This window comes from Rahnella laticis, assembly GCF_015644585.1.
GTDB classification, from domain to species: Bacteria; Pseudomonadota; Gammaproteobacteria; order Enterobacterales; family Enterobacteriaceae; genus Rahnella; species Rahnella laticis.
Genome location: NZ_JADOBI010000015.1, coordinates 74,396 through 87,585 on the forward strand (window position 1 = coordinate 74,396; position 13,190 = coordinate 87,585).

The 13,190-nt window shown below is 53.5% G+C and carries 13 protein-coding genes; 3 read left to right on the forward strand and 10 right to left on the reverse strand.

Annotated features, from left to right (window positions below; translation table 11 throughout):
* The first annotated feature begins 139 nt into the window (after positions 1-139).
* Positions 140-568, forward strand: coding sequence for a DUF805 domain-containing protein (locus IV433_RS23370; protein ID WP_195816145.1), 429 nt, complete (start codon positions 140-142; stop codon positions 566-568).
* Positions 569-575: 7 nt separating this feature from the next.
* Here IV433_RS23370 and fpr read toward each other — a convergent pair whose 3' ends face one another.
* Positions 576-1,322 carry a ferredoxin--NADP(+) reductase gene (gene fpr / locus IV433_RS23375; protein WP_195816146.1) on the reverse strand — a complete coding sequence of 249 codons (747 nt, stop codon included), beginning with the start codon at positions 1,320-1,322 and terminating at the stop codon, positions 576-578.
* A 308-nt stretch (positions 1,323-1,630) separates the two neighbouring features.
* On the opposite strand from fpr, the gene emrD reads away from it, so the two are divergent.
* Positions 1,631-2,824: a multidrug efflux MFS transporter EmrD gene (gene emrD, locus IV433_RS23380; RefSeq protein WP_195816147.1), complete on the forward strand. Its 1,194-nt coding sequence runs from the start codon at positions 1,631-1,633 to the stop codon at positions 2,822-2,824.
* A 68-nt stretch (positions 2,825-2,892) separates the two neighbouring features.
* Here emrD and glpX read toward each other — a convergent pair whose 3' ends face one another.
* The 3 genes from glpX to IV433_RS23395 form a co-directional block, all read right to left on the reverse strand.
* Positions 2,893-3,903 carry a class II fructose-bisphosphatase gene (glpX, locus tag IV433_RS23385; protein WP_195816148.1) on the reverse strand — a complete coding sequence of 337 codons (1,011 nt, stop codon included), beginning with the start codon at positions 3,901-3,903 and terminating at the stop codon, positions 2,893-2,895.
* Between the two features lie 143 nt (positions 3,904-4,046).
* Positions 4,047-5,570 (reverse strand): glycerol kinase GlpK, encoded by a 1,524-nt coding sequence (glpK, locus tag IV433_RS23390; protein ID WP_152325021.1) that lies wholly within the window; start codon positions 5,568-5,570, stop codon positions 4,047-4,049.
* A 45-nt stretch (positions 5,571-5,615) separates the two neighbouring features.
* Positions 5,616-6,464 carry an MIP/aquaporin family protein gene (locus tag IV433_RS23395; protein ID WP_152325022.1) on the reverse strand — a complete coding sequence of 283 codons (849 nt, stop codon included), beginning with the start codon at positions 6,462-6,464 and terminating at the stop codon, positions 5,616-5,618.
* A gap of 589 nt (positions 6,465-7,053) precedes the next feature.
* On the opposite strand from IV433_RS23395, the gene zapB reads away from it, so the two are divergent.
* The gene (gene zapB / locus IV433_RS23400; protein ID WP_013577585.1) at positions 7,054-7,293 is read left to right on the forward strand and encodes a septal ring assembly protein ZapB; all 240 of its coding nucleotides are present in this window, start codon (positions 7,054-7,056) and stop codon (positions 7,291-7,293) included.
* Positions 7,294-7,357: 64 nt separating this feature from the next.
* Here the strand turns inward: zapB and rraA are convergent, their stop codons facing one another.
* From rraA to cytR, 6 genes are all read right to left on the reverse strand, one after another.
* The gene (gene rraA, locus IV433_RS23405) at positions 7,358-7,843 is read right to left on the reverse strand and encodes a ribonuclease E activity regulator RraA (protein ID WP_152325023.1); all 486 of its coding nucleotides are present in this window, start codon (positions 7,841-7,843) and stop codon (positions 7,358-7,360) included.
* Positions 7,844-7,963: 120 nt separating this feature from the next.
* Entirely contained in the window at positions 7,964-8,890 is a 927-nt protein-coding gene (locus IV433_RS23410; protein ID WP_195816149.1) for a 1,4-dihydroxy-2-naphthoate polyprenyltransferase, read from the reverse strand.
* Positions 8,891-8,987: 97 nt separating this feature from the next.
* The gene (gene hslU / locus IV433_RS23415) at positions 8,988-10,319 is read right to left on the reverse strand and encodes an HslU--HslV peptidase ATPase subunit (protein ID WP_152325025.1); all 1,332 of its coding nucleotides are present in this window, start codon (positions 10,317-10,319) and stop codon (positions 8,988-8,990) included.
* Positions 10,320-10,331: 12 nt separating this feature from the next.
* Positions 10,332-10,862, reverse strand: a complete 531-nt coding sequence (gene hslV, locus IV433_RS23420) for an ATP-dependent protease subunit HslV (RefSeq protein WP_056774599.1) — start codon at positions 10,860-10,862, stop codon at positions 10,332-10,334.
* A 115-nt stretch (positions 10,863-10,977) separates the two neighbouring features.
* Positions 10,978-11,931 carry a cell division protein FtsN gene (gene ftsN, locus IV433_RS23425; protein ID WP_195816150.1) on the reverse strand — a complete coding sequence of 318 codons (954 nt, stop codon included), beginning with the start codon at positions 11,929-11,931 and terminating at the stop codon, positions 10,978-10,980.
* Between the two features lie 80 nt (positions 11,932-12,011).
* On the reverse strand, positions 12,012-13,040 hold the full coding sequence (cytR, locus tag IV433_RS23430; RefSeq protein WP_195816151.1) for a DNA-binding transcriptional regulator CytR: 1,029 nt from the start codon (positions 13,038-13,040) through the stop codon (positions 12,012-12,014).
* Positions 13,041-13,190 lie beyond the last annotated feature (150 nt).

Consider the following 13,190-nt stretch of genomic DNA (forward strand, 5'->3'; position numbering starts at 1 on the left):
TTCAACAGACCGATTAAAGCGGTGATCGGGGGGCAATGTCAAAAGGAGTGCGTAAAGATTCTCCCGGCCACGGTGCATCAGGTACACTCGCCCTGTTTTAACATTTTCCTCTCATTGTTTTTTAGGGAACCGACGGTCGATGACGTTACAGCACGCACTGTTTTCTTTTAACGGCCGCCTGGGCCGCCGCGATTTTTGGCTCTGGATGATCAGCTGGCTGGTTCTGATGGCCGCCGATTTCTTCTTTGCCGCACAGCTATGGATTACCTATCAGACCGCGGGTTTCGCGCTGGTCGTCCTGTTGTGGCCAACTGCGGCGGTGCTGGTGAAAAGGTTACATGACCGCAATAAGTCGGCCTGGTGGGCATTGTTGTTTGTGCTGGCGTGGATGCTGGTGGCCGGAAACTGGGCGGCGGCGATGCCGCAGACGTGGAGCTGGGTATTAGGACGGCTGGCGCCTTCGGTGATTTTCATCATGCTGATTATCGACTGCGGTGCCTTTGTTGGTACGCCGGGCACAAATCGTTTTGGCCCGGAACCGGAAGACGTCAGATTTAAATCCGCATAAATCGCACTTACCAGTAGTGCTCGCTGGTCATATGGCCCGGTTTGCGTTTGAGATGTTTACGCATGCCGTGTAAGTCTTTCAGAACCTGCTGGGTATCGCGAACCATCTGCGGGTTCCCGCAAAGCATGATGTGGCTGTCGTCTGCGTTAATCTTCAGGCCGACAGCCCCTTCCAGCGTGCCGTTTTCAATCAGCGCCGGAACACGCCCGGTCAGCGAGCCTGAAATTTCCTCACGGCTGACGACGGTCTGAATGTGCAGTTTGCCCTCATAACGGCGCTGTAATTGCTGCATCAGTGGTAAATAGCTGAGATCGGCGGCAAAGCGCGCAGCGTGGACCAGCACGATATTTTTAAAACGCTCAAGACCCATCCCTTCCTGCAAAATCGAAAGATAAGGCCCGATAGCGGTGCCGGTTGCCAGCATCCACAGGGTGTCGCACTCGGGAACTTCATCAATCACGAAAAAACCGGCGGCTTCTTTGGTGACATGAATTTCGTCACCGGGCTGCATCACGTGCAGGCGCGGGCTGAGTTTTCCTTCCGGCACGTTGACCAGATAAAACTCCAGGTCTGCGCTGGAAGTCGAATTGACGTAGGAATATGCACGCTGAACCCGCTCGCCGTCGATTTCCAGAGAGAGTTTGGCAAACTGGCCTGCGGTAAAAGAGTCGACTGGCGCATTGACCGTGATGCTGAACAAATTGTCCGTCCAGTGCTCAACTTTTTTGATTTTTCCCGTCACCCAATCAGCCATAAAAACTCCCGTCGTTTCTGATTTCGTCATGCATAGCGAATTTATGCGCTGATTTTATTTCAAATTTTTCGGATCCCTTATCGGTTAAATGTTATCAGCCTGTTCTGCGGCCGTTAGCCGGTATCGATTTCTGTACAGTCTGCGTTACAGATCTGGCTCCTGCCGCTGCCAGCAAAATAACAGGAGAGTTTGCCTCACCCCTCGCTTATTCATCTGAATTTGTTAACTTATGCGCCGCCGTATTATCGGCGGTTATGCTGGTTATTTGTTCTGCACTTTTCCTTCTCCATCTGATAACGAACTGAAAAATGAAAAATCTGGAAAATATTCACCTGCTTGTGATGCTGATATTGCTGGTGGCGGTCGGTCAGATGGCGCAGACCATTTATGTGCCGAACATCGCGGATATGGCGACCAGCCTGGCCGTCAAACCGGGGGCAGTGCAGCGCGTTATGGCCGCTTATTTGCTGACGTACGGGGGCTCGCAGCTGATTTACGGCCCGTTGTCCGACAACGTGGGCCGCAAACCGGTGATCCTCACCGGTCTGATGATTTTCCTGATTGGTGCGGCGGGCGCGATGATGTCGTCCAGTCTGAATATGCTGATTGCCGCCAGCGCCGTGCAGGGGCTGGGCACCGGCGTAGCGGGCGTGATGGCGAGAACCATGCCGCGTGACTTATACAGCGGCGGTGCTTTGCGCCACGCCAACAGTTTGCTGAACATGGGAATTCTGGTCAGCCCGCTGTTAGCGCCGGTTATCGGTGGTGCGCTGGCCGCGTGGTTAGGCTGGCGGGCGAGTTTTGGTTTTCTGCTTATTCTATGTGCGGGCGTCGCGTTTTCTATGTACCGCTGGTTGCCGGAAACCCGCCCGGAATTTACCGCCGACCATCCGCCGCGCAAAATGCTCAGCAGCCTGCGTTTGTTGCTGGCAGACGCCAATTTCAGCCGTTATCTGGTGATGCTGGTAGGCGCGCTGGCGGGCGTGGCGGTCTTTGAAGCCAGCTGCGGCGTGCTGATGGGCGGCGTGTTGGGGCTGAGCGGCGTAATGGTCAGCATTCTGTTTATCCTGCCGATCCCTGCCGCATTCTTTGGTGCCTGGTATGCCGGGCGCACGGAGAAAAGTTTCCAGCAACTGATGTGGCATTCGGTCATCAGCTGTCTGCTGGCGGGGCTATTGATGTGGATCCCGGGCTGGCTGGGCATCATGAATATCTGGACGCTGATCGTGCCTGCGTCTTTGTTCTTCTTCGGCGCAGGTATGTTATTCCCGCTGGCGACGACCGGCGCGATGGAGCCTTTCCCGTATCTGGCGGGTGCGGCAGGGGCACTGGTGGGCGGTTTGCAAAATATGGGATCCGGCCTGGTGGCGTGGATGTCAGCAATGTTGCCGCAAACCGGTCAGTTCAGTCTTGGCCTGCTGATGTTTGCGATGGCTGTGCTGATTTTGCTGTGCTGGTGGCCGATGTCGAACCGCAGTCAGCATGAAGGGCATGCGGCTTAACGTTTTGTTTTACATTAAAAAAGGCAGGGTGAAAAACCCTGCCTTTTTGATGACCGAAAGGGTGCGAATCAGATAATGAATTCGTGCAGCGCGGCGTCTTTGCGGTCGAGATAATGCGTCGAACGGATGCGGCGGATGGTGCGGGATTTGCCACGAATCAGCAGTGTTTCGGTCGTCGCCATATTTCCCTGACGGCTGATGCCTTCCAGCAGATCGCCTTTGGTAATCCCGGTTGCGGAGAAAATCACGTTGTCGTTGCGCGCCATATCATCGAGCAACAGCACTTTCCCGGCTTCAATCCCCATCGCTTTACAGCGCGCCAGCTCTTCTTCGCCAATCCGGCGGTTTTCCGGCGTATCCCCTTTGACGTCATGACGCGCCAGTAATCGCCCCTGCATATCGCCATCCAGTGCGCGGATAACGGCCGCAGAAATCACGCCTTCAGGCGCGCCGCCAATTCCGTAAAGCACGTCAACCTCACTTTCCGGCATGCAGGTCAGAATGGTTGCTGCGACGTCACCGTCCGGGAACGCAAAGACGCGGACACCGGCGGCCAGCATTTCACGGATTGCATCGTCATGACGCGGTTTTGCCAGCACGGCGACGGTCAGTTCGGTCAGCGGTTTGTTCAGCGCTTTGGCAATATTCGCCAGATTTTCTGCCAGCGTCAGGTTCAGATTAATCGCGCCTTTCGCGCCAGGGCCGACGGCGATTTTCTCCATGTACATGTCAGGGGCGTTGAGGAAAGAACCCTGATCGCCCACCGCCAGCACAGCCAGTGCGTTGGACTGACCCATTGCGGTCATGCGCGTGCCTTCAATCGGATCCACCGCGATATCGACCGCGTCGCCGTTGCCGGTACCGACTTTTTCACCGATATACAGCATCGGTGCTTCATCGATTTCACCTTCGCCAATCACAATCGTGCCATCGATATCGACTTTATTGAGCATGATACGCATGGACTGCACGGCGGCGTTATCGGCGAGGTTTTTATCCCCACGGCCCAGCCATTTATAACCGGCGAGCGCGGCAGCTTCGGTCACGCGGGAGAACTCGATTGCTAATTCACGTTTCATTGGAAAACCTGTTGGAAGAAAAGAAAGAGTTCGGTGAGGCAAGGCTCATCTGTGCCGCAGATTTTAGCACAGTGGGAAGGACGCATAAAAAAACTCCCCGGATGGGGAGTTTCATAAAAGGTGTTGGCGTAAAACTGACGGGCTTATTCGTCGTGATCTTCCCACGAACGAACGCGTGCCACCGCTTTCTGCCAGCCTTTATAGCGGACATTACGTTCCGTCGTTTCAATACTTGGGCGGAATTCACGTTCGATAGTGGCTTTGCTGCGGACTTCTTCCAGATCGTTCCAGAAACCGACGGCCAGGCCTGCGAGGAAAGCAGAACCCAGCGCGGTCACTTCCAGCACTTCAGGACGCTCAACGCGGGTACCCAAAATGTCGGACTGGAATTGCATCAGGAAGTTGTTGGCGACCGCGCCGCCGTCCACGCGTAAGGATTGAAGACGGGCACCGGAATCGGCCTGCATGGCATCCAGTACGTCGCGGGTCTGATAAGCAATAGACTCCAGCGTTGCGCGGATGATGTGGTTACTGTTTGCTCCACGGCTCAGACCGAAGATTGCGCCACGGGCATACGGGTCCCAGTAAGGGGCGCCGAGGCCGGTGAAAGCAGGCACCACGTAAACGCCGTTAGTGTCTTTCACTTTCATCGCAAAATATTCGGAGTCAGTCGCATCGCTGATCAGTTTCAGCTCATCACGCAGCCACTGAATAGATGCGCCCCCGACGAACACGGCACCTTCCAGCGCGTAGTTTACTTCGCCACGCGGGCCGCAGGCGATGGTGGTCAGCAGGCCATTTTTCGATGCAACAACTTCAGTACCGGTGTTCATCAGCAGGAAGCAGCCGGTGCCGTAGGTGTTTTTCGCCATGCCCGGTTGCACGCAAAGTTGGCCGTAAAGCGCCGCCTGCTGGTCACCAGCAATACCGGCGATTGGAATACGTGTACCGCCTTTACCACCAATGTTGGTCTGGCCGTAAATTTCTGAGGAAGGACGGACTTCCGGCAGCATTTCGCGCGGAATATCCAGCGCTTCGAGCATGCGTTCATCCCACTTCAAATCACGGATGTTGAACAGCATGGTACGTGATGCGTTGGTGTAATCCGTCACGTGAACGCGTCCCTGAGTCATTTTCCAGACCAGCCAGGTATCGACAGTCCCGAACAGCAGTTCGCCGCGTTTTGCACGTTCACGGGAACCTTCGACGTTATCAAGGATCCATTTCAGTTTGGTGCCGGAGAAGTACGGGTCAACCACCAGGCCGGTGTTGTGACGGATATACTCTTCCATCCCGTCTTTTTTCAGCTTTTCGCAGATATCAGCAGTACGACGGCATTGCCACACAATCGCGTTATAAATCGGCTTGCCGGTTTCTTTTTCCCACACGATGGTGGTTTCACGCTGGTTGGTGATACCGATACCGGCGATCTGATCGGAATTGATGTCGGCTTTGGCCAGCACTTCAACCAGTACCGAGCTTTGCGATGACCAGATTTCCATCGGATCGTGCTCAACCCAGCCAGATTTAGGGTAGATCTGGGTAAATTCACGCTGAGAAACGCTGATGATGTTGGCATCGTGATCCAGCACTACTGCGCGTGAGCTGGTCGTACCCTGATCGAGTGCGACAATGTATTTTTTTTCGTGAGTCGTATCTGCTGACATAATTTTCATCCTGCAAATGAGTAAGCTGTGGAACAGTTTAGCCGATCAGGCCTTGCGCTGTTTGGTTGGCTGTGACGCTTTGTCAGCCGCTGTTTCGTTAATCTGGTGTGGCAGATGACGACTAATCAATGCTTTATAGCCGACCGCACCCAGACACGCACCCAGCAGTGGGCCAAAAATCGGTACCAGGAAGTAAGGGATATCGCGGGCGCCGGTGAAGGCCACTTTGCCCCAGCCTGCGAAGTAGGCGAACAGTTTCGGTCCGAAATCACGCGCCGGGTTCAGTGCGAATCCGGTCAGTGGCCCCATGGATGCACCGATAACTGCAATCAGAATACCGATCAGCAGCGGAGCCAGCGGGCCACGTGGCAGGCCATTGCCATCATCGGTCAGGCCGAGGATCAGCGACATCAGAACGGCGGTGATCACGGTTTCAACCAGGAACGCCTGCAATACGCTGATGTGCGGGTTTGGATACGTCGAGAAGATACCGGCAAGGCTCAGACTGTCTACGCTGCCGCGTACCATATTGTGAGTTTGCTCGAAATCGTAAAACAGATTGTAGTAAAGGCCGTAAACCAGCGCGGCTGCACAGAAGGCGCCTGCGACCTGCGCGATGATGTAAGGCAGAACTTTGCGTCCTTCAAAGTTTGCAAACAAACATAGCGCGACGGTGACAGCCGGATTCAGGTGTGCGCCTGAGATCGCCGCAGTCAGGTAAATGGCCATGGCCACACCGAAACCCCAGACGATACTGATTTCCCACTGGCCAAAGGATGCTCCGGCAAGCTTCAATGCAGCAACACAGCCTGCACCGAAGAAAATGATAAGCCCGGTACCCAGAAACTCAGCGATGCACTGACCTTTTAATGTGGAACTCATGGTTTGGCTCATAGTTTGATCCTGCTAAGGATGATGTTAATGATTGGTTATAGTTTTTCTGTTATGTCGTACGTGAACGTAATCGGATTTTGACGTTCATCATTAAATGAGAACGTAATGTGAATTTATCGTTAACGAGCATAAACGAGAAATAGCGAAATCAAATTTTGTGTGTCGTGTCATAAAAATGAGCGATTTCGCGTATTCTCAGGCTATCGCGCGCGGCAAAAAGGCCACGATTTAACAATTTTCGCGCCGCGTTGGGCGAAACGAACATAACAACAGGCCGGATAAGGTTATTCGGTATTAACGGGGATTTCTGGTGAGTGACGCTGCTTTTTAAGCATTTCCTGATACCCGGCGCTGTAAAATTGCAACAGACTGCGTGCAGGAAGGGGTTCTTGCTAGACAGGGCAAAGCTGGCTACATACAATCACCCGGTAAGACACCCGCTGGTTTTACAAGACTTTGGCGCAATTCAGACCCGGATTTGGTTTGAATTCGTTATCAAAATCGACGGAGTGCAGGAATTCTTGAGCCGTGTCCGGATGATGCGGCAGAACATAAGATGTGCGCCTTGCGAACATAAGGGGACCGAAAAATGTCATTTGAAGTATTTGAGAAATTAGAAGCTAAAGTTCAGCAAGCGATCGATACCATTACTCTTTTGCAGATGGAAATCGAAGAACTGAAAGAACAAAACAATACCCTGTCTCAGGAAGTTCAGCAGGCGAGTGGTAATCATGAGTCGCTGGTGCGTGAAAATGCACAGCTGAAAGAAGAACAGCACGTGTGGCAGGATCGTCTGCGTGCATTGCTGGGAAAAATGGAAGAAGTCTGATGACTTCGGCCTGAAAATAAAAAAGGACGCCACGGCGTCCTTTTTTGTTGCTGAAAGCGCAAGGTTATTCGATGTCGAGCGGGTCTTCTGACAGCACGATACCGGTGTTGTCGGCATAAAGATGGTCACCGGAGAAGAAGGTGACACCGCCGAAATTGACACGAATGTCGCTTTCGCCAATCCCTTCACTGCCTGCGCCCGCCGGAATCGCTGCCATCGCCTGAATGCCGATATCCAGTTCTTCCAGATCGTCTACCTGACGAACAGCACCGTAAATCACAATGCCTTCCCATTCGTTTTGCAACGCCAGGCGTGCCAGACCGGCATCCAGCAATGCGCGACGAACGGAGCCACCGCCATCGACCAGCAGTACGCGACCACGGCCATTTTCTTCCAGCAAGTCATAAAGCAAGCCATTGTCTTCGAAACACTTCACTGTCGTGATTTGCCCGCCAAATGAAGTACGGCCACCAAAGTTGGAGAACAGGGGTTCGACGACATTCACTTCTTCATGGTAGATGTCGCAAAGTTCGGAAGTATCGTATTTCATAGGATTTCATCTGGTTGCTGCATGAGTGTTCAGTATATCCCTTTCGGGCGGATGTTGGCAAAATCATCAATTGTTAAATGTGAAAAGCGGCCCGATAAACGCACATCAGGCCACTTTTATTCAATTGAGTAACAGACCCACCGCAAACAACACGTTAGTCAGTAACGCCGTTTTCACCATATGTTCGAGCAGCGGACGCACTTCCAAAGATGTTTTGGACTTTCTCACGCGGATGACGTGAGTCACCAGCATCGGTACGGCCAGAATAAATAACCAGCCGGTCCAGTGGTGCAAATACACGGCGGAAAAAATGGCCAGGCACAGCGTGGCGGCGGCCAAAATAAACGTGTGATAATTGCGGGCATTCTCCGGCCCGAGGCGAACCGCCAGCGTGTTTTTGCCGTTGGCGCGATCGGTTTCGATATCGCGCAAATTGTTGATATTCAGCACCGCCGTCGAGAGCAATCCCGTTGCGGTGGCCGGCAGCATCACAATCCAGTCAAAATATCCCGCCTGCAAATAGAATGTCCCGGCGACGCTGATCCATCCAAAGAAAATCAAAACGGAAATATCACCCAGCCCCATATAACCGTAAGGGCGTGTGCCGACGGTATATGTGATGGCCGCGCCAATCGAGAGAAGGCCGAGGATCACAAAGCCCACGACATCGCTCGGTTTGTGGCAGGCGACAGCGATAAGCGCAATACCGCACACGAGCGTCAGGGCGATGGTCAGGATAATCGCGCGCTTCATCTGCGCGGCGGTAATCATCCCTTTTTGCATCCCGCGCAACGGCCCGACGCGATCCGGCGTATCACTGCCTTTTTCGGCATCGCCATAATCATTGGCCAGATTAGACAGGATTTGCAGACAACCCGCCGTCAGCAACGCCAGCAGCGCGATGAGCGGATGGAAAACGCCTTGCAGGCTGGCAATCGCCGAACCCATGACAATTGAGGCAAAAGCCAGAGGCAGCGTTTTAGGACGCAGGCTTTCAAGCCATGCGCGGGCAGGCGTGGTCGGGGTGCAGGGAGTCATTGTGCTCATAGGTGATTTCGCTCAGGTGAACAGTCAGTCCGAAATCTAAAAAAAATCAGGGAGGCAAACGCCTCCCTGAAGATCACTTTCGGAACGTATGAGCAAATTATAAGATAAAACGGCTCAGATCTTCATCAGCTACCAGCTGATCAAGGTGGCTTCTAACATAATCTGCATCAATGTTTATGGAGATACCGTTGCTTTCGCTGGCGTCGTAGGAAATATCTTCCATCAGGCGCTCCAGAACCGTGTGCAGACGACGTGCGCCAATGTTCTCGGTGGTTTCGTTCACCTGCCATGCCGCTTCCGCGATACGACGGATGCCGTCAGCCGTGAAATCAATGGTCACACCTTCGGTCGCCATCAATGCTTTGTACTGATGAGTCAGGGATGCACTTGGCTCAGTCAGAATACGTTCGAAGTCTTCAGTCGACAGCGCCTGTAGCTCAACGCGAATTGGCAGACGACCCTGCAATTCCGGGATCAGGTCTGACGGGCTGGCCGTCTGGAACGCGCCGGAAGCGATAAACAGAATGTGGTCCGTTTTCACCATGCCGTGCTTAGTGGAAACGGTACAACCTTCCACCAGTGGCAGGAGATCGCGCTGAACGCCTTCGCGTGACACATCCGGGCCTGAACTCTGGCCGCGTTTACAGATTTTGTCGATCTCATCGATGAACACGATGCCGTGCTGTTCAACGGCTTCAATCGCCTGTTCTTTCAGCTCTTCCGGGTTCACCAGTTTCGCCGCTTCTTCTTCAACCAGCAGCTTGTAAGCTTCTTTGATTTTCAGTTTGCGCGGTTTCTGCTTCTGTCCGGCCATGTTCTGGAACATGGATTGCAGCTGGTTGGTCATCTCTTCCATGCCCGGAGGGGACATGATTTCAACACCAACTGGCGCAGCCGCCAGATTGATTTCGATTTCTTTGTCGTCGAGCTGGCCTTCACGCAATTTCTTGCGGAAGTTCTGGCGCGCGGCAGAAGGCTCATGCGCTTCGTCAGCCTGGCCCCAGTTATTTTTCGCCGGCGGGATAAGCACATCGAGGATACGTTCTTCGGCCATTTCTTCGGCGCGAAAGCGGTTCTTATCGATGGATTGCAGACGGACCATTTTCACGGCGGCATCGGTCAGATCACGGATAATTGAATCCACTTCTTTCCCGACGTAGCCCACTTCGGTGAACTTGGTTGCTTCGACTTTGATGAACGGCGCGTTAGCCAGTTTAGCCAGACGACGGGCGATTTCGGTTTTACCGACACCGGTCGGGCCGATCATCAGAATATTTTTTGGGGTGACTTCGTGGCGCAGCGCTTCATCAAGCTGCATACGGCGCCAGCGGTTACGCAGGGCGATCGCAACAGCGCGTTTCGCTTTATCCTGGCCAATGATGTAGCTGTCTAACTCGCTGACAATCTCGCGCGGGGTCATCTCAGACATAATTTTCGATCCTTACGCTTTAGAAGACAATTCTTCGATGGTGTGGAATTGGTTGGTGTAGATGCAGATATCACCCGCAATACTCAGCGATTTTTCCACGATATCACGTGCGCCAAGCTCTGAGTTTTCCAGCAAAGCACGGGCAGCGGCCTGGGCATACGGGCCACCGGAACCAATCGCGATCAGGTCGTTTTCAGGCTGGATGACGTCGCCGTTACCACTGATAATCAGCGAGGCATTTTCATCCGCCACGGCCAGCAGCGCTTCGAGACGGCGCAGCATACGGTCGGTACGCCAGTCTTTAGCCAGCTCAACGGCGGCTTTTACCAGATGACCCTGGTGCATTTCCAGTTTGCGTTCGAACAGCTCAAACAGCGTGAAGGCGTCAGCGGTACCGCCAGCAAAACCAGCGATCACTTTGTCGTTGTACAGGCGACGTACTTTCTTGACGTTGCCCTTCATGACGGTATTTCCCAATGTGGCCTGGCCATCACCACCGATAACGACCTTGCCGTTGCGGCGTACACTTACAATTGTTGTCACGAGCGGTTCCTCGTTGCAGACGGAAAAGATCCCCGCAGGCTTGTGGGACACTTTGCGTGTCTCACAAACTTACGGGGCATATTGAAAGTATAGATTGGGGAAGGATTAAGGGTTTTCAACCCCCGGTTGCGAGGGGAATGCAACCGGAGATGCCTGCGCTCTTCAGGCGGGATAAGGTGCTGTCTGCACCGGAGCGATTGTTGTATGGGCCAATCACGACACGATTCCAGCCGCCGCCGGTGGTGATTCGACCTTCAAATCCTTCGAATGCCAGCTTGGCGCGCTGGGATTCCGCCTGATCGGCACCTTTGAACGAACCGCACTGCACCATAAAGCGCTGGGTTTTTTCCTGCTCTTTCGGTTTCTCTGGCGCTGCCTGTGTGATGGCGGCCGGTTGCTGTGCTTTCGGTTGTTCTTTCGGCACTTCTCTGACCGGTTCTTTCACCTGTGGCTTAGGTTTTGGCTGAACAGGCTGAGTTTGTACCTGAGCCTGCGGCGCGCGAACTGGCTGCGTTTGCGGCGTGTACGTTGGCTGCTGAACCTGACGCGGCTGTGTCTGCACCGGCTGCTGCTGGGCATAAGTCGGCTGCTGTTGCTGAACCTGGCGCTGCGTTTGTGCCGGACGCGTGGCGACCTGACTTGGGTCGTTATACGGCACTTCAGACAGCTGTGTTGGCGTCTGGCGCATATCGGCCTGCATTTGTTCGAGAAGCTGTCGTTGTTCCGGCGTCAGCTGAGTTTTGGATTCAACCTGACCGCCTGCCGTCGGTTCTGTCGGCGTGGTGACGCCCATCTGACGGTTTTCCAGTTCCTTGATATAACGCCAGCGCTCTTCAGGCTTCGGCGGTAATCCGTTACCCGGACGAACAGCATGCGTCGGCAGTACTGCCGCTTCTTCATGTTTATTGTGCGCAATAAAATAGAGGCCACCGACAAACACCACCAGTACCGCAACGGCTAAAACCACCATGGTTTTGGAGATCGTTGGGGAACTGCGTTTTTTACTCCGGCTGGTACTTTTCCGCCGCGCTCCTGAGCGCCCACGGCTTACATAGTCTCTTTGTGCCACTATCGTTTCGCTGTGTCGTGATGAATGAAGAAGTGCGTCATGTTACTTAACCCTGCATATATAACAAATCAAAAACTGACTCACGCTTTCGGGGCTGCCGTGCTTTCGCGGACGACCAGCTCACTATCAAGCAGAAGCGAACCGTTTTGTACCGGATTTCCCTGTAACTGCTCAAGTAATAATAACATAGCCTGACGGCCAAGCTGGAATCTTGGCTGCGCGACGGTGGTCAGCGGAGGATCGGTAAACTGGCTGGCTTTGATGTCATCGAAGCCGACAACCGATAAATCCTGCGGAATACGCAAACCCATTTTCTTCGCCTGGAACATCGCACCGATCGCCATAATGTCGTTATGGCAGAAGATGGCCGTTGGCGGAGAAGGCAGCGCCATCAGTTCGCTGACCGCCCGCGCGCCGGATTCGTAGGTAAAATCGCCCTGAGCGGTTAATGCATTTTCGACGCTGATCCCGTTGCGGCGCAGCGCCTGCACATAACCTTGCGAGCGATACTGGCACAGTGGCATGTGTTTCGGCCCTTCGATACAGGCAATACGCTGGTGGCCCAGATTGAGCAGATAATGCACCGCTTCAAACGCGGCAGTCAGGTTATCGATATGAACCGTCGGCAGTTCCAGTTCGGGCGCAAATTCATTGGCCATCACCATCGGTGGCAGGTTGCGTTGTTCTTCTTTACTGGCATCGAAAGGTAAATCGGAACCGAGCAGCAACATGCCATCAATCTGTTTGGTGATGATCAGATTGATAAAGGTTTTTTCCTGCTGGTTTTGCTGAGCGCAGTCGCCAATCAGCACCAGATAACCGCTTTCGGCGGCAGTGTGTTCGATCCCTTTGATCAGATCGGCGAAAAACGGATCGCAGATGTCCGGGACGATCACCAGAATGGTTCGCGATTCGTTGCGCTTCAGGTTTCGGGACAAAGCATGAGGAGAATACCCTACGGCCATCACCGCCTGATCGACCTTCTGACGGGTAGAGGCGGAAACTTTCTCCGGGTTCATTAACGCGCGGGATACCGTTGCTGTTGAAACGCCTGCCTGTTCTGCCACATCTTTCATTGTCGCGGCGGGTAATTCTTTCTTGTGATCCAACGCATCTCTCCTTGCAACAGCATCAAACTGACACAACAACATCCACATTCCTCACCTGGCTACCCATGCTGTGTAGCTCATCACATTCTAAACAGAATGTGAGTAGGATTTGTTACCTAATTTGCATTAAAAGTGTGATGCAGATGCTTT

What these genes read in the sequence shown, in the direction of transcription:
- IV433_RS23370 (WP_195816145.1), top strand. Translation starts at nt 140, where the DNA reads ATGACGTTACAGCACGCACTGTTTTCTTTTAACGGCCGCCTGGGCCGC.
- fpr (WP_195816146.1), bottom strand. Translation starts at nt 1,322, where the DNA reads ATGGCTGATTGGGTGACGGGAAAAATCAAAAAAGTTGAGCACTGGACG.
- emrD (WP_195816147.1), top strand. Translation starts at nt 1,631, where the DNA reads ATGAAAAATCTGGAAAATATTCACCTGCTTGTGATGCTGATATTGCTG.
- glpX (WP_195816148.1), bottom strand. Translation starts at nt 3,903, where the DNA reads ATGAAACGTGAATTAGCAATCGAGTTCTCCCGCGTGACCGAAGCTGCC.
- glpK (WP_152325021.1), bottom strand. Translation starts at nt 5,570, where the DNA reads ATGTCAGCAGATACGACTCACGAAAAAAAATACATTGTCGCACTCGAT.
- IV433_RS23395 (WP_152325022.1), bottom strand. Translation starts at nt 6,464, where the DNA reads ATGAGCCAAACCATGAGTTCCACATTAAAAGGTCAGTGCATCGCTGAG.
- zapB (WP_013577585.1), top strand. Translation starts at nt 7,054, where the DNA reads ATGTCATTTGAAGTATTTGAGAAATTAGAAGCTAAAGTTCAGCAAGCG.
- rraA (WP_152325023.1), bottom strand. Translation starts at nt 7,843, where the DNA reads ATGAAATACGATACTTCCGAACTTTGCGACATCTACCATGAAGAAGTG.
- IV433_RS23410 (WP_195816149.1), bottom strand. Translation starts at nt 8,890, where the DNA reads ATGAGCACAATGACTCCCTGCACCCCGACCACGCCTGCCCGCGCATGG.
- hslU (WP_152325025.1), bottom strand. Translation starts at nt 10,319, where the DNA reads ATGTCTGAGATGACCCCGCGCGAGATTGTCAGCGAGTTAGACAGCTAC.